At 72.2% G+C, this 20639-nt stretch carries 22 protein-coding genes; 6 read left to right on the top strand and 16 right to left on the bottom strand.

The genetic code is table 11. From position 1 onward, the window contains the following. Window positions 1-7 precede the first annotated feature (7 nt). From FYW99_RS11125 to FYW99_RS11115, 3 genes are all read left to right on the top strand, one after another. Entirely contained in the window at window positions 8-1372 is a 1365-nt protein-coding gene (locus tag FYW99_RS11125) for a nucleotide sugar dehydrogenase (protein ID WP_150251935.1), read from the top strand. Between the two features lie 244 nt (window positions 1373-1616). After that, window positions 1617-2771, top strand: coding sequence for a glycosyltransferase (locus FYW99_RS11120; protein ID WP_150251934.1), 1155 nt, complete (start codon window positions 1617-1619; stop codon window positions 2769-2771). Window positions 2772-2883: 112 nt separating this feature from the next. Further along, window positions 2884-3489, top strand: a complete 606-nt coding sequence (locus FYW99_RS11115) for a malonic semialdehyde reductase (protein WP_150251933.1) — start codon at window positions 2884-2886, stop codon at window positions 3487-3489. Window positions 3490-3579: 90 nt separating this feature from the next. Here FYW99_RS11115 and FYW99_RS11110 read toward each other — a convergent pair whose 3' ends face one another. The 6 genes from FYW99_RS11110 to FYW99_RS11085 all read right to left on the bottom strand — a co-directional run bounded on the left by FYW99_RS11110 (window position 3580) and on the right by FYW99_RS11085 (window position 9292). Beyond that, entirely contained in the window at window positions 3580-5262 is a 1683-nt protein-coding gene (locus FYW99_RS11110; protein WP_150251932.1) for a PP2C family protein-serine/threonine phosphatase, read from the bottom strand. Beyond that, window positions 5259-6308: a SpoIIE family protein phosphatase gene (locus FYW99_RS11105; protein WP_150251931.1), complete on the bottom strand. Its 1050-nt coding sequence runs from the start codon at window positions 6306-6308 to the stop codon at window positions 5259-5261. Before FYW99_RS11105 ends, FYW99_RS11110 begins: the two co-directional genes overlap by 4 nt. Next, a complete protein-coding gene (locus tag FYW99_RS11100) occupies window positions 6305-6739 on the bottom strand; it encodes an anti-sigma regulatory factor (protein WP_150251930.1) in 435 nt (144 codons plus the stop codon). Before FYW99_RS11100 ends, FYW99_RS11105 begins: the two co-directional genes overlap by 4 nt. Further along, complete coding sequence (locus FYW99_RS11095; RefSeq protein ID WP_150251929.1) at window positions 6736-7131, bottom strand: STAS domain-containing protein; 396 nt, start codon at window positions 7129-7131, stop codon at window positions 6736-6738. The genes FYW99_RS11100 and FYW99_RS11095 overlap by 4 nt, the downstream gene beginning before the upstream one ends. 19 nt (window positions 7132-7150) lie before the next feature. Continuing rightward, window positions 7151-8032 carry an STAS domain-containing protein gene (locus FYW99_RS11090; protein WP_150251928.1) on the bottom strand — a complete coding sequence of 294 codons (882 nt, stop codon included), beginning with the start codon at window positions 8030-8032 and terminating at the stop codon, window positions 7151-7153. A 135-nt stretch (window positions 8033-8167) separates the two neighbouring features. Continuing rightward, window positions 8168-9292: a PP2C family protein-serine/threonine phosphatase gene (locus FYW99_RS11085; RefSeq protein ID WP_150251927.1), complete on the bottom strand. Its 1125-nt coding sequence runs from the start codon at window positions 9290-9292 to the stop codon at window positions 8168-8170. A 287-nt stretch (window positions 9293-9579) separates the two neighbouring features. On the opposite strand from FYW99_RS11085, the gene FYW99_RS11080 reads away from it, so the two are divergent. Continuing rightward, window positions 9580-10005, top strand: coding sequence for a MarR family transcriptional regulator (locus FYW99_RS11080; RefSeq protein ID WP_150251926.1), 426 nt, complete (start codon window positions 9580-9582; stop codon window positions 10003-10005). A gap of 239 nt (window positions 10006-10244) precedes the next feature. Here FYW99_RS11080 and FYW99_RS11075 read toward each other — a convergent pair whose 3' ends face one another. The 10 genes from FYW99_RS11075 to FYW99_RS11030 form a co-directional block, all read right to left on the bottom strand. Beyond that, window positions 10245-10445 (bottom strand): hypothetical protein, encoded by a 201-nt coding sequence (locus FYW99_RS11075; protein ID WP_223838926.1) that lies wholly within the window; start codon window positions 10443-10445, stop codon window positions 10245-10247. A gap of 78 nt (window positions 10446-10523) precedes the next feature. After that, entirely contained in the window at window positions 10524-10793 is a 270-nt protein-coding gene (locus FYW99_RS11070; protein ID WP_150251925.1) for a hypothetical protein, read from the bottom strand. A gap of 229 nt (window positions 10794-11022) precedes the next feature. After that, complete coding sequence (locus tag FYW99_RS11065; RefSeq protein WP_150251924.1) at window positions 11023-11934, bottom strand: glycosyltransferase family 2 protein; 912 nt, start codon at window positions 11932-11934, stop codon at window positions 11023-11025. A 257-nt stretch (window positions 11935-12191) separates the two neighbouring features. Further along, entirely contained in the window at window positions 12192-12962 is a 771-nt protein-coding gene (locus FYW99_RS11060; protein ID WP_150251923.1) for a CDP-alcohol phosphatidyltransferase family protein, read from the bottom strand. Then, window positions 12940-13989, bottom strand: coding sequence for an iron-containing alcohol dehydrogenase family protein (locus tag FYW99_RS11055; RefSeq protein WP_150252253.1), 1050 nt, complete (start codon window positions 13987-13989; stop codon window positions 12940-12942). The genes FYW99_RS11060 and FYW99_RS11055 overlap by 23 nt, the downstream gene beginning before the upstream one ends. A gap of 5 nt (window positions 13990-13994) precedes the next feature. Further along, window positions 13995-14726, bottom strand: coding sequence for a phosphocholine cytidylyltransferase family protein (locus tag FYW99_RS11050; RefSeq protein ID WP_013154871.1), 732 nt, complete (start codon window positions 14724-14726; stop codon window positions 13995-13997). A 33-nt stretch (window positions 14727-14759) separates the two neighbouring features. Next, on the bottom strand, window positions 14760-15401 hold the full coding sequence (locus tag FYW99_RS11045) for a DUF5941 domain-containing protein (protein WP_394350348.1): 642 nt from the start codon (window positions 15399-15401) through the stop codon (window positions 14760-14762). 86 nt (window positions 15402-15487) lie between these two features. Beyond that, window positions 15488-16417: a hypothetical protein gene (locus tag FYW99_RS11040; protein WP_150251921.1), complete on the bottom strand. Its 930-nt coding sequence runs from the start codon at window positions 16415-16417 to the stop codon at window positions 15488-15490. A 221-nt stretch (window positions 16418-16638) separates the two neighbouring features. Beyond that, window positions 16639-17538: an ABC transporter ATP-binding protein gene (locus tag FYW99_RS11035; protein ID WP_150251920.1), complete on the bottom strand. Its 900-nt coding sequence runs from the start codon at window positions 17536-17538 to the stop codon at window positions 16639-16641. Beyond that, on the bottom strand, window positions 17538-18386 hold the full coding sequence (locus FYW99_RS11030; RefSeq protein ID WP_150251919.1) for an ABC transporter permease: 849 nt from the start codon (window positions 18384-18386) through the stop codon (window positions 17538-17540). The genes FYW99_RS11035 and FYW99_RS11030 overlap by 1 nt, the downstream gene beginning before the upstream one ends. A 726-nt stretch (window positions 18387-19112) precedes the next feature. On the opposite strand from FYW99_RS11030, the gene FYW99_RS11025 reads away from it, so the two are divergent. Both FYW99_RS11025 and FYW99_RS11020 read left to right on the top strand, forming a co-directional pair. Continuing rightward, a complete protein-coding gene (locus FYW99_RS11025; RefSeq protein ID WP_150251918.1) occupies window positions 19113-19862 on the top strand; it encodes an IspD/TarI family cytidylyltransferase in 750 nt (249 codons plus the stop codon). Continuing rightward, a complete protein-coding gene (locus FYW99_RS11020; protein WP_150251917.1) occupies window positions 19859-20632 on the top strand; it encodes a glycerophosphodiester phosphodiesterase in 774 nt (257 codons plus the stop codon). Before FYW99_RS11025 ends, FYW99_RS11020 begins: the two co-directional genes overlap by 4 nt. Window positions 20633-20639 lie beyond the last annotated feature (7 nt).

The following is a 20639-nucleotide window of genomic DNA, read 5'->3' as shown; positions in this document are numbered from 1 at the left end:
CCACGAAGTGGATGCCGCAGCCTCCAACCCAGCCCTTGTCTCCGAGCAGTCCGCCGGTGCGGTCAGCGACCTCGTCGTTCTCGGCCTCGGCTACGTCGGCCTGCCGCTGGCGGCCGAGGCCGTGTCCGCTGGCCTGAAGGTCACCGGTCTGGACGTGAGCGACCGCGTCGTCGCCGGGCTCAACAACGCCGTGTCGCACGTGGACGACCTCTCCGCGGAGGACGTCCGCGGGATGCTGGACCGCGGTTTCACCGCGACCACCGACCCGGCCTGCCTGGCCGCCACGCGCACCATCGTGATCTGCGTGCCCACGCCGCTGTCGGCCGAGGGCGGTCCCGACCTGAGCGCGGTCACGTCCGCGGCCGAGGCGATCGCCGCCCAGCTGCAGCCCGGCACCCTGGTGATCCTGGAGTCGACCACCTACCCCGGCACCACCGAGGAGGTCGTCCGCCCGCTGCTGGAGAAGTCCGGCCTGGTCGCGGGCGCCGACTTCCACCTGGCCTTCTCGCCCGAGCGCATCGACCCGGGCAACCCGACCTTCGGCGTGGCCAACACGCCCAAGGTGGTCGGCGGCCTGACGCCGGAGTGCGGGGAGGCCGCGGCGGACTTCTACGGCGCCTTCGTGAACACGGTGGTGCGGGCTCGCGGCACCCGCGAGGCGGAGATGGCCAAGCTGCTGGAGAACACCTACCGCCACGTCAACATCGCCCTGGTCAACGAGATGGCCATCTTCTGCCAGGAGCTGGGCGTGGACCTGTGGGACTCCATCGCCGCGGCGGCCACCAAGCCGTTCGGCTTCCAGGCCTTCTACCCGGGCCCGGGCGTGGGCGGCCACTGCATCCCCATCGACCCGAACTACCTGTCGTACAAGGTCAAGACCCTCGGCTACCCGTTCCGGTTCGTGGAGCTGGCCCAGGAGATCAACGGCCGCATGCCCTCCTACGTCATCCAGCGGGCGCAGGAGCTGCTCAACGACTCCGGCCTGGCGCTGTCGCGCTCCAAGGTGCTGCTGCTGGGCGTCACCTACAAGGCCGACATCGCCGACCAGCGCGAGTCCCCGGCCCGGCCGGTCGCGCGCAAGCTGGCCGCCAAGGGCGCCACGCTGACCTACCACGACCCGCACGTGGAGTCCTGGCAGGTCGACGGCGTGGACGTGCCCAGGTCCACCGACCTGGACCGCGCCCTGGCCGAGGCCGACCTGACCATCCTGCTCACCGACCACGCCGAGTACCGGCCCAAGCGGCTGGAGGAGTACGCGCGGCTGCTCCTGGACACCCGGGGCGTGCTGCGCCGCCCCGACCCCGAGACGGACCCCGCGGTCCCCTCGCAGGTGCGGCGCCACGTCACGCGCGAGGGCTTCCAGGTCCTGTGACCTGAGGAAGCCCGCCCGTCAGGCACGCCGACCCGGACGCACACCCCGTCCATCGGCGTGCCTTTCGGCGTTCACCTTCCCCTGACCGAAGGTTCACCCGCTGCACCCCGTGCGGCCACCGGGCTTTCCTCGGCACGTCTCCCCCGCTGAATACCGTGGCGAAGAGCTGATACCGCCCCAGGAGGAGCGGCCCGGCCGATCCGCCCGAGAGGGCCTCAGACGGCGACACAGGTAGGTGAACTCGATGCACGCGCTCGTGGCCACGGTGGTGCACCATCCGGAGGACGCACGGATCCTGCACCGGCAGATCCGCGCCCTGCTGGACGCCGGACACACCGTGACCTATGTGGCGCCGTTCCGCGAGTGCGGGGTGACCCCGTGGTCGGAACTGCGCTCGGTGGACGTGCCGCGCGCCTCGGGGCGCGAACGGCTCGCCTCGCTGCGCGCCGCCCGCGCGGTGCTCGCCGAGCAGGCGCCCATGGCCGACCTGCTGCTCTTCCACGACCCCGAGCTCCTGCTGGCCCTGCCGTCCAGGCGCCCGGTGACGGTGTGGGACGTGCACGAGGACACGGCCGCGGCCCTGCTCACCAAGGCGTGGGTGCCCCGGGCGCTGCGGCGTCCGCTGGGCACGGTGGTGCGCTCCTTCGAGCGGCACGCGGAGCGGCGGATGCGGCTGCTGCTGGCCGAGGAGGGCTACCGCTCCCGGTTCCGCCTGGAGCACCCGGTGGTGCCCAACACCACCGACGTGCCGGAGTTCCCGGCGCGCGAACCGGGCGACGACCGGATCGTGTACCTGGGCCAGGTGTCCGAGGCGCGCGGCGCGCGCGAACTGGTGGAGCTGGGGCGCATGCTGCGCCCGCACGGCGTGCGCCTGGAGGTGATCGGCGGCGCCGACGCCGGGGTGCGGCCGCTGCTGCGCGAGGCCCAGCAGGAGGACGTCCTCAACTGGTACGGGTTCGTGCCCAACGACCGGGCGCTGCGGATCTGCGCGGGTGCCATGGCGGGGCTGAGCCTGCTGCACGACACGCCCAACTACCGGCACTCGATGCCGACCAAGGTCGTGGAGTACATGGCGCACGGCCTGCCGGTGGTGACCACGCCCAACCCGATGGCGCAGGAGCTGGTGACCGGCCGCCCCGAGGGCCCGTCGGGCCTGGTGGTGCCGTTCGGGGACGTGTCGGCCGCGGCGGATTCGGTGCTGCGGCTGCGCCGGGACGAGGAGCTGCGCCGGAACCTGGCGAGCACCGGGCACCGGATCGCGCGGACCTCCTTCCACTGGCCGGTCCAGGCGCGCCTGTTCGTCAAGCGCCTGGAGGCGTGGGCGGACGAGGCCTCCGGCGAACCCCTGCCCGTCGTACCGCCCCCGCGGAGTCGCCAGCGCACTCCCGTGCGTGATTGAACCCACTTCTGACTCTCCAAGAAATATCTTCCTCGTCAACAAGTGTTGTGGTCCCTGTCGGAGCCGACTCCGCACGGCCCCCCGCCACACCACGAGCACGACGAGGAAACACATGACTGACGCCCTGGTTCTCGACAAGGCGGCCCAGGACCTGCTCTTCCGGGACGCGCGTACCGCGAACAGCTTCACCGACGAACCGGTGACCGAGGAACAGGTCCGCGCGATCCACGACCTGGTCAAGTACGGGCCGACCGCCATGAACAACCAGCCGCTGCGGGTCACCGTGGTGCGCTCGGCCTCGGCCCGTGAGCGCCTCGTGCCGCACATGGCGGGCAACAACGCCCCCAAGACCTCGACGGCGCCGCTCACCCTGATCCTGTCCGCGGACTCCGACTTCCACGAGCACTTCCCGAAGACCTTCCCCGTCGCGCCCGACGCCCGGGACAACTTCTCCGGGATGCCCGTCGAGGCCCGCGAGAGCATGGCCCTGCAGAACGCCTTCCTCCAGATCGGCTACCTGCTCCTGGGCGTGCGCGCCGCCGGCCTGGCGGCCGGACCGATGACCGGCTTCGACGCCGAGGGCGTGCGCCGCGAGTTCTTCGGCGAGGACTCCACGCTGCGGCCCCTGGTGGTCATGAACATCGGCAGGCCGGGTCCGGACGCGTGGTTCGACCGCCTGCCGCGCCTGGAGTACGACGAGGCCGTCACCGAGGTCTGATCCGCGGACTGACGCGCCCCGAGGGGCCGGGTAGCGACGGGGCCGGGCGCCGAGGAGGTGCCCGGCCCCGACGTGTGCGGGGCCGGGCCGCTACCCGTCCGCCCGCGGGGTGTCCCGCTCAGCGGCGAGGAAGACCAGCAGGCAGACGTCGTCGTCGCAGTCCTGGTACTTGACCATGGCGTCCAGCAGGTCGTCGGCTGCCTGGTCCGGGCCGCCCCGCCAGTACGGTGGCCCGCCGAAGCCCTCCACCAGGCGCGCGATCCCGTCGTCGATGGACTCGCCGCGCCGCTCGATCAGGCCGTCGCTGTACAGCAGCAGCGCGGAGCCCGGCGGCAGCTCGACGGTGTGGTCGGTGTAGGTCAGCTCCACCGGCAGGCCGAGCATGCCTCCGGACGGGAGCCGCACCGCCTGCGCCGTGCCCTCGCCGTCCCGCCACAGCGGCGGCGGGTGCCCGGCTCCGGCCATCACCACCTCGGGGTCCCCCGGCCGGAAGCGCACGATGACGGCGGTCGCGAACAGGTCCGGTTCGAGGTGGCCCAGCAGCCGGTGCAGACGCTCCAGCAGCACGGCCGGGCTGCGCTCCTCCAGCGCGTACGCGCGCAGGGCCGTGCGCAGCTGGCCCATCATCACCGCGGCGTGGATACCGTGTCCGGTGACGTCGCCGACCACGCCGATGAACTCGCCGTCGCCCCGCGAGAAGACGTCGTACCAGTCACCGCCCACGTTCATCCCGCGCGTGGCGGGCAGGTAACGGGCCGTCAGCTCCATCCCCGGGGTCTCGGGCAGCTCGGTGAGCATGGCGCGCTGGAGGGTGGCCGCCGTGTCGCGCTCGCGCTCGAAGCGGCGCGCGTTGTCCAGCGACGCCGCCACCCGCCCCGCGAGCTCGACCAGCACGACCTCGTCGTCGGCGTCCGGGGGGTCGGCGCGGCGCAGCAGCAGGACTCCGAGCAGCCCCGAACCCGTGAGCAGGGGGAGGGCCAGCTGCCCCTCCTCTGCGAGGGAGTCCGTGGGCCGCCGCCGGGCCGCGGCCAGGAGCACCGTGTCCGGCACGGCCGCCTCGCGCCCGTCGGAGGCGCACAGGCCGCCGTCCTCACCGGCGAGCCACACCTCGACGGCGTCCGCGTGCCCGGGCACGAGCAGGTCCTGGAGGCGGGCGAAGATCTCCGACTGGTTCAGGGAGGTCATGAGCCTCGCGCTGGCCGTGGAGAGGAACGTGAGCCTGTTGCGGGCGGCCTCCGCCTGGTCCCGGGCCGACCGCTCGGCCGCCAGGAGCCTCCGCTGCTCGTCGCTGGCCTCGGCGAGCTCGGCGTGCAGCGCGAGCACGCCCTGGTTGGTCTCCTCCAGCTCGCGCTGGTGCCACTCCAGCTCGCGTGCGCGCTCGGCCGCGACGGCGGCCACCCTCCCCGCGCGCTCGGAGACACGCAGCAGCTCCGCCGCCAGGAGTTCGGCGTCCGGCCCCTCCGGTCCCCCGTCCGCCGCGACCCCCGCGTCGAGGGGCTCGGGGAGGGACAGGTCGGACTCCCACCTGCTCTCCCCCGAGCCGTCGCGGACGGTGGCGCGCAGGGCGAGCCCGTCCTCGGACAGCTCCACCGCCAGCGCGGCCGGACCGCCGGGCCCCGCCGCGCGCAGCGCCCACGAGGAGGCGTCGTCCAGGAACTCCAGTTCGGCCTCGTCCCCGGCGCGCGCGGCGCCGAGCACGCGCGCCACGGCCGCGCGGGCCAGCGCCGCGTCGACCGCGCCGCGGACCCGCAGGTCGAGCAGCGGTTGCGTCATCGTCCTCCTCCGTCAGGACGTACGGTGTGCGTGACCACGGCGACGCTGGTGTCGTCGCGCAGCCGGCGGGCGGCGCTGCCCGAGTCCCGGAACACCGCTCCGGCCGCGACCGCCGCGTCGTGGCCGCGCAGCCGCTCGGCGCCCTCGGGCTTCCAGTGTCCCGGCAGCCCGTCGCTGTGCAGGACGAGCATGTCGCCCGGGGACCACTCTCGCAGCGCCGGGGCAGGTGTGCGCAGGGAGAAGGCCCCCACGATGCCGGGCTTGGAGAGCAGCGTCTCCCAGCGCCCGTCCCTGTACAGGCGCGCGCCGATGTTGCCGACCCCGCAGAAGGTGAGACGCCCCCTGGACTCGTCGACCGCGGCGACCGCGACGGCAGCCCCGCGCGTGCGGCGCAGCGCCTCGTGCAGCCCGCGCAGCAGCGCGTCGGGGGCTCCTCCCCTGCTGCCGGTCACGAAGCGGGCGGCCGCGTCGGAGGCCTCCGCGGCGGCCTCACCGTGCCCGAGCCCGTCCGCGAGCATGACCGTGCGCAGTCCTCCGGAGCTGTGGAAGGCCAGGGCGTCGCCGGAGAACGTGTGACCGCCCAGGGACAGGTGCACCCCGCCCGTGGCCGCGCGGGCCCCGAACAGGGCGCGGTCGGCGGACCGGGCGAACCGGGCCACCGCGACCGTCCCCCTGCCGGGGACGCTCTGGACCTCGAAGAAGTCGGCGGCGCGCGCGCAGGCACCGAGCCCAGTGCCCAGGGATTCGGTAGCGGTGGAGAAGCCGTCCTCCATGGCGCGCGGGACGTCGGGGATGCCGGGGCCGTGGTCCAGCGCGAGGATCTGCAGGGCCCGGGCCACCCCCCAGGGGTCCCGGACCTCCTCCGCCACGAAGCGCCCCCCGCCCGCGTACCTGCACATGTTGGTCGCCAGTTCGGACGCGGTGAGGGCCGCGGCGTCCGCCACGGCCCCGTCCAGGCCGACGCCGCGCGCGGCGCTCCGTGCGGTCCTGGCCGCCTCGGGCACGCGCGTGGCGTCGGTGACCGCCAGGTCCCAGACTCTGGTCATCGGGCTCCGCGCCCGTAGGGATCGGCCCAGGAGGTGATGGTGACCCTGGTCCCTCCTTCGGGGAGGTTCTGGATCTCGAACTCCTGCACGAGGCGTTTGGAGCCGCTCAGGCCCATGCCCAGGCCGCCCGCGGTGGAGTAGCCGTCGGTCAGGGCCATGTCCACGTCGGGGATCCCCGGTCCGGAGTCCACGAAGGACACGCACACGCCCTGCCCCAACCGGCCGTGGACGACGCGGATCTCGGTGGACCCGCCCCCGCCGTGCAGGAGTGTGTTGCGGGCCAGCTCACTGGCCGCGGTCACGAGCTTGGTCTGCTGGACCAGGCCGAACCCGGTCTGCTGCGCCAGGGCGCGCACCTGTTGACGGACCGACGTCAGGTCGGTGTCCCTGCGGATGGGCACGCGGATCGGCTCCACGGAGACCTGGCTCACGTCGCGCCCCGTTCCGGCCGTTCCTTCCGCTCGATGGTGACCCCGAAACTGGCCGCCGCCTCGGTGACCGTACGGGCGGTGTCCATGCCCGGCAGGGTCAGGCCCAGTTCGACCAGGGTGATGGCCACCGCCGGGCGCATGCCGACCAGGACGGTCCTGGCCGCGAGGAGCCGGGAGGAGGCCGCCACCTCGGCGAGGACGCGTGCGAGGAAGGAGTCGACCATGTCGAGCGAGCTGATGTCGATGATGAGTCCGCGCGAACCGGTGTCGGCCACCGCGGAGGTCACGTCGCTTTGGAGGTCGACCGCGGCCTCGTCGGGGAGTTCGCCCTGGATGCTCACGAGCAGCAACCCGCCGAGGTCGAGGACCGGGATGGTGGGAGGACTATTCACGTACCTGTCCGATCAGCTCTCAGGAACCCTGCATGGACGGCGCGTTGCGCTGGCGGCGCTCCAGCGCCCACTCCAGCGCGTCGGCCAGACTGGCCCGGGTGGTGACCGGGCCCAGGTCCAGGCCGAGCTGGACGATGGTCTGGGCGATGGCGGGGCGGATGCCGGAGATCACGCACTCCGCACCCATGAGCCGCGCCGAGGCGACGGTCTTCATGAGGTGCTGCGCGACGAGCGAGTCCACCGTCGACACGCCGGTGATGTCCAGGATGGCGATGGTGGCCTTGTGCTCGACGATGGCCTCCAGGAGGTTCTCCATCACCACCTGGCTGCGCGCGCTGTCGAGCATGCCGATGAGCGGCACGGCGACGAGGCGGTCCCAGAGCTTGACGACCGGGGTCGCCATCTCCAGGAGCTGCTGGCGCTGGCGCTGGATGATCTCCTGGTTCTCCTGGAGCATGCTCTCGACGACCATGACCCGCAGGGTGGCGAACAGCGTGGCGAGCTGGACGCGGATGTCGCACAGTTCCTCGGGCCCGGTCTCGGGAGCGTCCGCGACCAGCAGTTCCATCGCGGCCTCGCCCAGGACGCCGACCTCGCGGTCGACCTGGGCGGTGGACAGGCCCGACCTCGCGCGCGAGGCGGTCATCGCGACGAGCTGGTCGCGGACGGGGTGGAAGCCCGGGGCCTCCAGGTCGTCGACGCGTCCGCTGTCGGCGACCACCGAGAGGGAGTCGACGACCGCGTGACAGGCCTCGACGGCCTCGTCCCGGGTGACGGTGAACACCGTCTGGAAGAGGGGAAGGTCGGCCCACCGCTGGGCGATCTGCTCCCTGCGGCGCCGGAGGAAGGCGGACAAGATCCGCGCGCCCGACCCGGAGTGGTCGGATGCTCCGTCAGTCATACATCTCCTCGTGGTCACTGCATGTCGCTGTAAGGGGTAGGTCCTACGTTGTTGCCGCGTGGCAATTGTCTACCAGACGGGGGACGGGTGGGAATGGGACACGGTGCGCACCGGACCGCGGGCGCGGCACCGCGCCTACGCCTGTTCGGTCCGTCCCCTCCAGTCCAGGCAGACCACCAGCGCGTCGTCGACGGACTCGTGCTCGCCCCGGTACTCGGCCAGGTGGCGCAGGACCTCCTGGGGGACGGAGGCGCTGGGCACCAGCCTGGTGGCCAGGATGGCCCGGGACAGGGCCCGGCTGCCGAAGGTCTCCTCCTCGGAGGAGCCCCGGGCGTCGAACACCCCGTCGCTGACGAACACCAGCCGGTCTCCGGGCTCGACCCTGAAGCTCTCCGCGGTGTACACGGTGTCCTCCGCCATACCCATGGGCAGCTGGGCCTCGAAGGGCAGCTGTTCGACCCGGTCGCCGCGCAGGCGGTAGAGGAGGGGCGAGCCGGCGTCGACCGCCTGCACCTCGCCGGTGGCCAGGTCGAAGCCGAGCAGGAGGACGTCCAGGTAGCGCTCCCCCCGGTAGTGGGAGTAGACGGCCTTGTCGGCGAGGGCCACCTGGTCGGCGAGCGGGATCCCGCCGCGGCGGGCGTTGCGCAGGGCGTTGACCGCCAGGCTGGTCAGGAGCGAGGCGTCGATGCCCTCGCCCATGCCGTTGGTGATGCCCAGGATGAGCTGGTCCGGTGCGGCCGACCAGTCGAAGTTGTCACCCCGTATGGAGTAGGCCGGCTCCAGCTGGGCGCCGATACTGTACTCGGGGCACTCGAAGCCCCGGCCCGGCAGCAGGTCCCACTGGACCTCGGCGGCCAGGGTGAGGCGGTCCCTGCGGCGCAGCGCCCGGTAGACGTCGGTGTCGCGCTCGGCGACGAGGAGCTCGTGCCCGAGCACGTCGGCGACCTGCTCCAGCTGGGTGAGCACCTCGGCGGAGTAGTCGTCCGCCTTCAGCTCGACGGTGAGTACGCCCAGGCGGTCGCCGCGGGCACTCACCGGGAGGTGGACGGTCACGGCCTCGGACCCGAAGCTGTCCTCGACGAAGGTCTCCTGCGCGCCGAAGACCCGGCCCACGACGCTGTTGAAGACGGAGTACTCCCCCGCGCACTCCCCGGGCGGATCGGGGACGTGGCAGAGTACCTTGAGTCCGTAGTCGGCGAGGAAGAGTTCGGCGGACGCCGCCGCGTAGTCCGCAGCGAGAGCCTCACGGAGGACCGCCATGAGCCCGTGCGGCTGGGCCTCACGAAGGGACCGCGCTACGGTCTCGAATATGTTCACTGGCTCGACCTGCGTTTTCTGTGCCGATTGGAGAAGTACCCCGCGCACCGGCACGGGTACGGTCGGCGGGCACGGAACGGGGCGTTCCGTTATGGTCGTAGAGATACCCGGTTTCCGGCTCGCGGACGGGTACGGCTCACAGACGCGATGTGTGAGAGTGGAAAGTGAGTCCTGAATCACAGGAACCGACAGCCGAGGCAGCCCGTGCGGCATCCACCGTCACCGAACTCATGGAAGTGCTCTGGGGGCGCGGCCGTGAGGTCGCCTCCTCACCGGTCTCTCCTCCGCAGCTCAAGGTCCTCTTCATCCTTGAGGAGGAGGACGGCGTGAACCTGCGTACTGTGACCGAGCGCCTGGGTTCCACCCCTCCGTCCGTGAGCCGGCTGTGCGACCGCCTCCAGGCGGTCGGCTTCGTGACCCGGACACCGAGCCCCAACAGCCGTCGTGAGCTGAGGCTCTGGCTGAGCGAGAGCGGCCGGTCCTTCCTGCGCGACCTGAGAGCCCGCAGGGAGGCGGAGCTCCACGAGGTCATCGCCCGCATGCCCCCGCGGAAGCGGGTGATGCTCATGGAAGGGCTCGTGTCCTTCCGCGAGGCGGCGAACCGCGCCGAAGAACGCTCCGACAGCTCCGACCAGACCAACTTCCGTACGGCCTGAGCCACTGGTGCGGGCCAGGCGGTCGGCCCGGCGCCACGTGTGGGTGGAACCTCGGCGTCCCCGCCCTGCCCGGGGCAGCCAGCACCCCGGGGGCGGGCTTCCCAATCGTAAACAATGCCGACAGAGTCAACTATTGTCAAGCGGCAACAGTTTTCCGGCCGCGAGACACCGCGGCCGCGGCCGCCGTCCGGTACGCACACGCGCGAGGGGCCGGGCACCCGCGGTGCCCGGCCCCTCCCTCACGCCTTGTGCGGCCACAGTGTGACCTGCCCGATCACGATCTCCCGTAGATGGTGCGCCATCGGGAACGGGAAGAACCCGACGCCGTTCCCCAGAGGGAACTCGCGTAGCCCTCCTGAACGGTCCTGCGGGTGCCCCACATGGTCGGTTTCGGCTCCCATGGCCGCCAGCTCCGAAGCCAACCGTTCGATCTCCGCCACCGCGCCGACCGGCAGCCCCTCGGCCAGGTCGGGGGGGCTCGAAACACCAGGACCACGCGCTCACTCAGGACCACGCGCTCACTCGTCGAGCTCCTCGTCGGCCCAGGCCAGGATACGGGAGATCTCCGAGATCGCCTTCCGCGTGTCCGGATGGCCCTGCTCGACCATGGCCAGCAGTTCCTCGTGTCTGCGTGCCACGTCGGGGTGTCTGTGGATCTCCACGAACTGGGCCCACGAACGGCAGAACAGCCACAGGGGTCCCGGAGTCTGTCCCGTCCGGGCTCTGGTGCTGGTCTCCACGAGCCGACGGTCGAACTCCCTGAGCCGCGAGGGGGTGATGCGGGCCACGGCCTCGCGCAGGGCGGCGGGGGTGGGGGGCCGGACGCGGAACGATCGGATGCTCGGGCACCTGGACCAGAGGCTGCTCGGACATGGCTGTCGCCCCGCCTTCGAATCTGGGAGCCGCTGTGGTGTCGCCAGCAACCTCCCCGCTCCGTCGGCGTCCCGGGCTGCTGAGCGGGCGGAACCCGCCGGCTACCGGCGCGCGGGGGCGGCGGGCCCGCCCGGCGCCGGGGGCTCAGATGATCGGCGGGCGTCCGGCGCGGGTCATCCTCCACGCGGTCGACCAGCTGATCGGGGTGCGCGGGCCGGCCTCCTCGCGCCAGCCCTCCCGGAAGCCCGCGAACCACGAGCGCAGCGCGCCGCGGTCGCGCTCGCGCAGCACGGTCAGCCCGACCCAGGTGCCGAGGTAGGCCGCGGCGAGGGGCCAGGGCAGGTTGCGGCGGGCCAGCCACACCCGGTTGCGGGCGTTGAGCCGGTAGAAGTTCTCGTGCCGGGTCGGCGCCACCGCCGGGTGGTACATCACCGCTTCGGCGTCGTACTCGATCTCGTAGCCCGCGTCCATGATCCGCCAGGCGAGGTCGGTCTCCTCGTGCGCGTAGAAGAAGTCACCCGGCAGGCCGCCCCCGGCCTCGAAGGCGGTGCGCCGGATCGCGCACGCCCCGCCCAGGAACGTGGTCACCACGCTCGACTTCCGGGAGTCGCCCACGCGCAGGCGCGGCACGTGGCGGCGCTGGTCGGGGCCGCCGTCGGGGTCGGCGATACGGAAGGACAGCGCGCCCAGCGACGGGTCGGCGGCGAAGCGCTCGCGCACGTGGCGGGCCAGGTCCGTGGACCGGTACCAGCCGTCGTCGTCCAGGAAGAGGATGATGTCGCCGCTGGTCGCGCGCACACCGTGGTTGCGCCCCTCGGGGATGCCCACGTTCTCCGGCAGGCGCACCCGCGTGACGCCCTCGGGCAGCTCCGGCAGGTCCGCGCCGTTGCCGACGACCACGACCTCGACGTCCACGTCCTCCTGCTCGAACACGCTGGTGATGGCACGGCGCAGCTCGGCGGGACGGTTGCCCATCGTCAGCAGGACGCAGGACAGGGTGGGCGCGGACACCTGGGGGCGGCTCCGTTCGGCTCTGGGCGCTGGGGAGACCGTCATCTCAGGCTTCTCCGGGCTCGGCGAGGACGGAATCACGGGTGTGGCCATGGCTGCGACCGTTCAGTGGACGAAGTGTTTCTGGAAGGTTGACACATGACCAACACTCGCAGAAACAGACTAACGAAAGAATAAAGGGAAGGTGGACGGGACCGTGGACAGGGTAACCTGCACGGCCCCGTTCGTGACGTCAACGTCACCGGCGCGTTGTTCGTGTCGCTCCACCCCGGTTCGGGACGGGGACGCCCGAACTGTCCGTGCTATTCGAGGCGACGCGAGGCGAGCACGCTCACGAAGTGCGCGAAGCTCATCAGCACGCCCACCGCCGCGCACGCCGCCACCAGGATCCGGGTGGCCGCCAGGTCGCCGAGGAAGGCGTCCACCACGGCCGCCACCACGACGATCAGGGACAGCTCCACGGCCTGGATGAGGCGGTGCACCTTCAGCGCCGAGGCCAGGCGGCGGGCCAGGCTCAGCCCGGACGAGCGCGGACGCATCGCCTCGTCCGAGACCTTCTCCGGCAGGCCCGCCTTGGCACGCGCCACCACCACGTTGTCGGTCTCGGCCTTGATGAGCGCCACGCCGATCGCCGCGGCCATGCCCAGGATCACCCAGCCGCCCGGCTCCCACTCGCCCTGGGCACGCACGCCCAGTCCGATGAGGAGCGCGATCTCGGACACGTAGTGGCCGATCCGGTCCAGGTAGATCCCGGCCACGCTGGTGCGGCCGGTGTAGCGGGCCACCTCGCCGTCGGAGCAGTCCAGCAGCAGGTACACCTGCACGAACAGCGCCGCCACGATCGCCGACCACAGGCCGCCGAAGGCGACCACGACCCCGGCGAGCACGCCGAAGGCCATCATCAGGTAGGTGATCGGGTTCGGGGGGACGCCGAGCCGGACGAAGAACGTGGTCAGGTACGGGGACAGGTCGCGCATGTAGAGGCGGCCCGCCCAGTGCTCCTCGTTCGTCCTCTCCTTGATGCCGACGGGCTGGCCGCCCGCGCGGACCTCAGCGACCGACGGCTTCGACATAGTCCTTGACACTCCGTCCGATCTCGTCCTCGGAGAGGTTCAGGTGTTCCAGGATGGTGAACCGGCCCGGACGGGTGTCCGGGGCGTGGACCACCGCCCGCGCGAACTCCGCCTCGTCGAGTCCGACGTCGGAGGGCACGACGGGCAGCTCGTGGCGGATCAGGCAGTCGCGGATCTCGCTCATCCGCGCCTGCGACCAGCCCAGGTGCCGCACCCTCAGGAAGGACGCGTACAGCGCGCCCAGCCCGGCGAGCTCGCCGTGGTTGCTGGTGCCCGGGTGGAGCTGGGTGACCGCGTGCAGGATCTCGTGGCACGCGCCGCTGGCGGGGCGGCTGGACCCGGCCACCGACATGGCCATCCCCGAGAGCACCAGGCCCTCGGCGAGCACCGTGAGGAAGGCCTCGGACTCCACCGAGTCCGGGCGGTGCAGGACCGCCTCGGCCGCGACCCTGGCGAAGGTGACGGCCATCCCGTCCACCGGCTCGCCGTTGATCCGGCCCGCCAGCTCCCAGTCCTCGATGGCGGAGATGTTGCTGACCACGTCGCCGATACCCGAGCGCACCAGGTGCGGGGGGGCCGCACGGACGTAGTCGACGTCGATGACCACGGCGATGGGCATGGTCACGCCGATGGAGGGCTTGCCACCCTCGTGCTCCAGCGAGCTGACCGGCGAGGCGATGCCGTCGTGCGCGAGGTTGGTGGCCACGGCCACCATGGGGATCCCCGCCATGGTGGCGGCGAACTTGGTCACGTCGATGGTCTTGCCGCCGCCGATCCCGGCGACCGCCTCGTAGGCGCCCGAGCGGAGCCTCTTGCCCAGCTCGGTCGCCGCGTCGACGGTGCCCTCCTCGACGTGGAAGACCTCGCAGTTGGGCAGGTCCAGCTCGGCGGCGATCTGCGCCCCCTGGCCAGGGCCGACGGCCACGGCGATGCGGCCCTCGGTGGCGATCCTGCGGTCGGCGAGCAGCGCCCCGAGGGAGGCGACGGCTCCCCTGCGCACGTCGATCGCCAGCGGGGAGGGGAGCATGCGGGCTAGTAGCGGCATGCGATCTCCCTCGCCTTGGCCAGGTCGTCGTGGTTGTCGACCTCGACCCAGTCCACCTCGCCGATCGGCGCCACGGCGACCTTCTCGCCGCGGTTGACCAGCTCCTGGTAGCCGTCCTCGTAGTACAGCTGCGGGTCGCGCTCCCAGGTGGCCTTGAGGGCGTCGGCGAGGCGGGCGTCCAGGGAGCCCTCGATGAGGGTGGCGCCGATGTACTCGCCCGCGGCGGTGGCCGGGTCCATGAGCTTGGTGATCGTGCGCAGGTGGCCCTCCTCGTCGAGGGTCACCTTCATCTCCTCGTCAGCGAGGCTTTTGACGCTGTCCACCGCGAGGAGGAGTTCCGGTCCCCGTGCGGCGAGTAGCGTTTCCTCGACGCTCACGGGGTGGACCGTGTCGCCGTTGACGAGGAGGACGCCCTCGGAGAAGAACTCGCGCGCGGTCCACAGGGAGTAGGCGTTGTTCCACTCCTCGGCCTTGTCGTTGTGGCTGAGGGTGAGCTTGACGCCGTGGCGCTCCTCCAGGGCCTCCTTGCGCGCCTCGACCGCCTCCGCGCGGTAGCCGACCACGACGACGACGTCGGTCAGCCCGGCCGCCGCCAGGTTGCGCAGCGAGATGTCCATGATGGTCGTCTCACCGTCGACGGGCACCAGGGCCTTGGGCAGGGTGTCGGTGTAGGGGCGTAGACGGCGCCCCGCGCCTGCGGCGAGAACCATTCCGAGCATGAGGGCGTGTTCCTCCTTAGTCGGGGAGGGCTCTCACGCCTCCCCGTTCGTTCCGGCGGCCGGTTGGCCCCCGTCTGCGTGGCCTGGTCGGGGGATCCGCGGATCCCCCCGGCCCGTGTCGCCGTCGCCGGGGGCGGCGCTGGCGCGCACGTCGGCCACCGGTGTCGCGCTCCAGGTGCGCACGGCCTCACGGACGAGCAGCACCGCCAGGTATCCGGCGAGTATGCCGTAGGCGGGGGCGAGCGCGTGCAGCGCTCCTCCGACCGCGATGACGAGCATGCGGCCGTCCCAGCCGAGGGCCGCGGCGCGCACCCCTTCGGGACGGGCCGAGCCGACCGCGGGACGGGCCACGTCGTCGCCGTGGTGACAGGCGACCGCCACCAAGAGTACGAACACCAGGGGACCCGGTACACCGGAAGCCAGCCCCAGGACCGCCAGGTATCCGTACTCGGTGACGCGCAGGACGGGTGGCACGAGCCAGTCGAACCGTCCGTCGTGGGGGTGGCCCGAGGCCAGTCCGGACAGTAGCAGGGCAGCGACCGGTGCGAACAGGGTAATGCCTGCCAGCCGTCCGTGGCCTGCCGCGAGGAGCGTTCCGACGACCAGGAGCCCGGTGAGCGCTGTGAGCAGGGGCGGCGCTCCCCCGGGGGCGATCCGGCCGAGCAGGAGCGCCATGTGACTGTCATCACGAAGAAACCGCAGGTCGGGACGGAACGGGTCATACTGCCCCCGGTCCGGTCCCCCGTGCGCGGCGCTCTCGTTCACCGCCGGCTCCGGGCGGGATCGGCGAGTTGGGCGGTGGCCGCGACGACGCAGCCGACGACGAGGGTGACGAAGGCGACGCGCGCGTCCCAGAGCGTGGCGGTCACCGCGATGGCCAGGAAGCGCACGGGTTGGGGGAAGTCCGCGATCCGACGCAGCGGCGAGGGGGCGGAACGGTCGGCGCGGTCGGCGGCGCGGTCCCCGGCAGAGGCCCCGTTCGGGGAGGTCTCCTCCTCAGAGCTCCCGCACAAGGGGACCCCGCGTCCGACGGCCCCGTTCACGTGGATTCCGTTCACCGCGGGTCCGTTCACGGCCGTTCCGTTCGCGGCGGCTCCGGCGGGGGCACGGGGCGGGCGCGAGCCGCCCGTTGTGCCGTCCACCACAGTGGCGCCGAACAGTCGCGCGGTCAGTCCGGGGTCGCTGGTGCGGGATCCCTGGGGGGGACGGGGCGCCAGACCTCCCAGGAGGCCGCCAGCGGGTCGCTGGGCGGACGGCGGGGGCCTCCTTCGACCCGGCCCCTGCCCCGGGACGGCCGGAGCGGACCCGGAGGCCAGGAACGACTCGCGCAGAGCCAGGGCGACCAGCGCGCCCGCGGCCCACCCCCAGGCCCCGCCGATCCCGGCGGCCACGGCGCCCGCCGCCAGGCCGAGGTAGACCGCGTACTCGCGCAGCTGCGACAGCATCGCCACGAGCCACAGTGTGAGGGCGTCGCGCCGGTCGGCCCGCATGCGCTCGCGGACCGCGTCGCAGAACAGGACCGCGCCGAGGAAGGCCGAGCCCGCCAGACCACCGACAGTGTCGGCCCGGGAGAACCAGACCGCCGCGCCGACGGCCCCCAGGACGCTGATCCGGGCCACCCCGGCGCGGGTGACGTGTCTGCGTTCCAGCATCCGCGCGGCCAGCCGCGCCACGGTGCCGCTGTGGGCCATGGACGTGTCCCCTTCCAGCTCTGCTGAGAGACACCGTTCCTCACTCTGTGTAACGGTTCAATCACTGACACACGCGCGGGTCGCCGTGGCGCGGCCGGGCGACGCGGGGCCCTGTCCGGACATGTGGTGACACGCGAGACGCGCACCGCCGGACAGGACTCCGGTGGTGCGCGTCAGTGCGTCAGTGCGTTCGGGGAGAGGACCGGGCGGACCCGGGCGGTTCAGGCGGCCTGTCCGCCGTCGCCGTCGGCTCCGCCGCCGTTGTCGGCCTCGGCGGCCTTCCTGGCCTTCTCCTCCGCGCGCTTCTTCTTGTCCGCGTCGCGCTTCTTGCGCTCGGCGATCTCCGCCTGGGTGTCGTCGTTGTAGGCGGCGAGCGCGGCGTCGATGTCGGTGTCCAGGGCGAGCCCGCCGCCCTTGACGTAGAGCCCGCGGTTGCAGAACCGGCGCAGGTCGTTCTCGTTGTGCGACACCAGCACCATCGTGCGGTGGTTGGCCAGCATGCGGTCGATGGCCTCGTAGCACTTCTTCTTGAAGGCCTTGTCGCCGACCGCGAGGACCTCGTCGACCAGCATGATCGGGTGCTCCAGCTGGGAGATCAGCGCGAAGCCGAGCCGCACCTTCATGCCGCTGGAGTAGTGGCGCACCGGGGTGTCCACGAACTTGGGCTTGATCTCGGCGAAGTCGATGATCTCGTCGAAGCGCTCGTCGATCTGCTTCTCGGTCATCCCGTGCAGGGAGCCGACCAGGTACACGTTCTCGCGGCCGGTCAGGTTGTCGTTGAATCCGGCGCGCAGCTCCAGCAGCGGGGCCACCTTGCCGTGGACGTGCACCTCGCCCTCGTCGGGGATGAGCACCCCGGCGATCAGCTTGAGCAGGGTCGACTTGCCGGTGCCGTTCTTGCCCACGATGCCCACGCACTCGCCGCGCCCGATGTCGAACGTGACGTCGCGCAGCGGCCAGAACTCGTCGCCCTCGGCGTTGGGGTCGCGCTTGGTGCCGTGGATGAACATCTCGCGCAGGCTGCGCTTGCGCCGACGGTTCACGGCGAACTTGACGCCGAGGTTCTTGGCCTCGATGACCGGCCCGGTGGTGGTCCCGGCGCCGTAGGTCGTGTGCGCCATCACAGCTCCTTCAGGACGGACATCTCCAGACGGCGGAACGTCCAGTATCCGATGATCAGCATGAGGATCGAACCGACCACCGACGAGGTCAACGCGAGGGTGCTCGGGGTGAGTTCCTCGAACCCGGCGAACCACACGGCACGGTGCATCTCGAAGATACCCAGCAGCGGGTTGAGCTGGAAGAGTGTCTTCGCCCACTCGGGGACCGCGGCGGAGTCGAGCACCATCGCGGCCGGGAAGAGGATCGCCGAGCCGTAGAAGAGGATGCGGGAGGCGATGCGCACCAGGCGCTCGACGTCGCGCAGCAGCACGTTGACCGCGGACAGGAAGAGGGTGAGGCCCAGCCCGAAGACGAACTGGAGCACGATGGCCAGCGGCAGCCACACCAGCACGCCCTCCCACGAGGGCCTGCCGCCGAGGAAGATCACGAAGAGGATCAGCACGGGCCAGGTGAGCAGGTACTCGATCAGCTTCGTGCCGACCGTGGCGGTGGGGAAGATCTCCCGCGGCACCTTCATGGTGGTGATCAGCTTGGCGTGCGTGATCATCGCGCGGGGGGCCTCGGACAGGATCGCTCCGAAGGTGTTCCACGGCAGGATCCCCGCCACCAGGAACAGCAGGAAGCCGCCCTGGGCCCGGGCTTCCTCCGGCATGCCCCGTTGCGCGTTGAGGATGAGGCCGAAGACGACGAAGTAGACCATCGTCAGAGCCAGCGGCTCCAACATCGTCCACGCGTACCCCAGTACGGACTGCTGGTACTTGACCTTCAGGTCGCGCCGGACCAGGAGGCCGACGACCTTCCGGTGCTCCCAGACGGCCAGCGCCCTTGACGCCACCGCCACCTCCAAGGGTTGATGTCTCGTCCGGTCCACGCTGAGGCCCGGACGGGCGTGCTCGTACTCGCCTGTGCGCACCGGCCGACATACGCGGTCCACCCCGTACGGCGTACCGAAACGGGGGAGCGTGTCCGGGCGACCGGGGGATGTCACGGACCGCGCCCGGTTCAACGACCGCTTCTGGGAGGAGGTCGGCACCGGGCACGCCATACAGGCGTCCATAGGTTACCGCCGCGAACGACGGGCTGTGCCACCCCACCTGTCACCAATGCGTGTTTTGTACCTTCACCCAGGGGCGCCGGGAGCGGTGCGCGGAGGGCGGGGTGCCTTGTGGGACGGGGCGTCGCCCCGGGCGGAGGCGCCGTCGGACGGGGGCGCCGGACCGGATGCCGAATCCGACGGAAGTGGTGTTGTGCGGCGGGACGGGGTCGGACAGGGCGGGTGGGGCGAAGGCGCCGTGCGAAGGCGCGGCGCGGCGGGCTGTCGGCTAGCCTCGGCCGGGAACGCACCGGGCCGCGCTGGATCGCGGAGGACGCGGGACCGCGGACAGCACGGTGTCGTTGGGCAGCACGGTGTCGGCGGGTCCAGAGGAAACCGCGCGCGGAGCGCGTCCGTTGAGGCTGGTGGAGGGCGACGGTTGGGACCCCCGTACACCCGGGAAACCCGAACACGACCGGGCGCGCCAGGGGCATTCGGCCGCTGTGGACGGCGGCCGTGGACGACGGAAGAGGTGGAGCCATGCGTCCGCGCGTGATCGCGGCGGTTCTGGCCGGAGGGGTGGGCACGCGGATGGGCGCGCCCGCGCCCAAGCAGCTGCTGCCCCTGGAGGGTCGGCCCATTCTGGAGCACGCGATCGCCGCCTTCGAGGCGTGCCCGGACGTCGACGAGATCGTCGTGCTCATGGTCGAGGAGTACCTGGACCGGGTCCGGGAGATCGTCGACGCCGCCGGGTTCACCAAGGTCACCGCCGTCCTCCCCGGCGGCGCGACCCGCACCGGCACCTCCCTCGCCGCCCTGGCCGCGATGGGCGGCGCCGCCGACACCGACCTGGCGCTGCTGCACGACGCCGCGCGCCCGCTCGTGAGCCCGGCCGTCATCAGCGCGTGCGTGGCCGCGCTGGAGGAGGCGGGCGCGGTCGGGGTTGCGGTGCCCAGCGCCGACACCGTGGTGCGGGTGGCGACCGGCCGCTCCGGCGGCGAGGTGATCGCGCGGGTCCCCCCGCGCGCGGAGCTGCGCAGGATGCAGACCCCGCAGGGCTTCCGGCTCGGTGTGGTCCGACGCGCCTACGAGCTGGCCGCGGCCGACCCGGACCTGGTGGCCACCGACGACTGCGGCGTGGTGCTGCGGTACCTGCCGGAGGAGGAGGTGCGGATCGTGCCGGGCGAGGAGACGAACATCAAGGTGACGAACCCGGGCGACGTGGAGATCGCCGAGACGCTGCTGCGCCGCGAACGCGAGCGGGCCGCCCTGTCGGGGGCGGACGCGTGAACCGGGTCTTCGAGGCGACCGAGGTGGTCGGGCACCGCGGCGCGGGGCGCGGCGTGGTGGACGGCGCCCGGGAGAACACGGCGGAGTCCTACGCCGCGGCGGCGCGGGCCGGGGCGCACTGGGTCGAGATCGACGTGCGCCGTACCGCCGACGACGCGCTGGTCCTCCACCACAACGCCGCCCTGGACGACGGCCGCGCGATCGTGGAGCTGACCGCGCGCGAGTGCGCCGAGGCCGGGCTGATCGGCCTGGAGGAGGGCCTGGCCGCGATCCCGACCGGGGTGGGCCTGGACGTGGACGTCAAGTCGGTGATGGAGGACGCGGTCGACGCGCCCTCGCGCCGGACGGTCTCGCTTCTCCTGCCCTACCTGCGCAGGGAGGCCGGACGTCGCCGGGTGTTCGTCTGCTCCTTCGACCCGGGCGTCCTGCTCGCCGTCCGCGAGGAGGTTCCGTCGGTGCCCACGGCGTGGATGCCGTTCGTGCGCAACCCGCTGGACCAGGCCGTGGCGGGCGCAGCCGGGATGGGGTGCCCGGTGGTGGCGATCGACGCGCGCTCGTTCGGCCTGTCCGGCGACGCGCCCCGACCCGGCCGCCGGTCGGTGGAGTACACCGTGGACCTGGCGCACCGGGCGGGGATCGAGGTCGTCTCCTGGTGCCCGGACCCCGTGGACGCGGCTCGGTTCGCCGAGGCGGGGATGGACGCGGTCGTGGTGGACGACGTCCCCGGGACGGTGTCCGCGCTCAAGGACGGCGCTTCCGGGAAGCCCTGAGCCGGAC

It is taken from the genome of Nocardiopsis deserti (assembly GCF_008638355.1).
In the GTDB taxonomy this organism is placed as follows: Bacteria; Actinomycetota; Actinomycetes; order Streptosporangiales; family Streptosporangiaceae; genus Nocardiopsis; species Nocardiopsis alborubida.
The sequence above is the reverse complement of the archived record's forward strand: the minus strand, read 5'-3'. Positions and strand labels throughout refer to the sequence as shown.

Coding starts and splice junctions, on each gene's coding strand:
- FYW99_RS11120 (WP_150251934.1), top strand. CDS start 1,617: ATGCACGCGCTCGTGGCCACGGTGGTGCACCATCCGGAGGACGCACGG.
- FYW99_RS11035 (WP_150251920.1), bottom strand. CDS start 17,538: ATGGCGCACACGACCTACGGCGCCGGGACCACCACCGGGCCGGTCATC.
- FYW99_RS11090 (WP_150251928.1), bottom strand. CDS start 8,032: ATGACTGACGGAGCATCCGACCACTCCGGGTCGGGCGCGCGGATCTTG.
- FYW99_RS11065 (WP_150251924.1), bottom strand. CDS start 11,934: ATGACGGTCTCCCCAGCGCCCAGAGCCGAACGGAGCCGCCCCCAGGTG.
- FYW99_RS11050 (WP_013154871.1), bottom strand. CDS start 14,726: ATGCTCGGAATGGTTCTCGCCGCAGGCGCGGGGCGCCGTCTACGCCCC.
- FYW99_RS11085 (WP_150251927.1), bottom strand. CDS start 9,292: ATGGCGGTCCTCCGTGAGGCTCTCGCTGCGGACTACGCGGCGGCGTCC.
- FYW99_RS11080 (WP_150251926.1), top strand. CDS start 9,580: ATGGAAGTGCTCTGGGGGCGCGGCCGTGAGGTCGCCTCCTCACCGGTC.
- FYW99_RS11105 (WP_150251931.1), bottom strand. CDS start 6,308: ATGACCAGAGTCTGGGACCTGGCGGTCACCGACGCCACGCGCGTGCCC.
- FYW99_RS11045 (WP_394350348.1), bottom strand. CDS start 15,401: ATGGCGCTCCTGCTCGGCCGGATCGCCCCCGGGGGAGCGCCGCCCCTG.
- FYW99_RS11040 (WP_150251921.1), bottom strand. CDS start 16,417: ATGGCCCACAGCGGCACCGTGGCGCGGCTGGCCGCGCGGATGCTGGAA.
- FYW99_RS11025 (WP_150251918.1), top strand. CDS start 19,113: ATGCGTCCGCGCGTGATCGCGGCGGTTCTGGCCGGAGGGGTGGGCACG.
- FYW99_RS11110 (WP_150251932.1), bottom strand. CDS start 5,262: ATGACGCAACCGCTGCTCGACCTGCGGGTCCGCGGCGCGGTCGACGCG.
- FYW99_RS11115 (WP_150251933.1), top strand. CDS start 2,884: ATGACTGACGCCCTGGTTCTCGACAAGGCGGCCCAGGACCTGCTCTTC.
- FYW99_RS11055 (WP_150252253.1), bottom strand. CDS start 13,989: ATGCTCCCCTCCCCGCTGGCGATCGACGTGCGCAGGGGAGCCGTCGCC.
- FYW99_RS11060 (WP_150251923.1), bottom strand. CDS start 12,962: ATGTCGAAGCCGTCGGTCGCTGAGGTCCGCGCGGGCGGCCAGCCCGTC.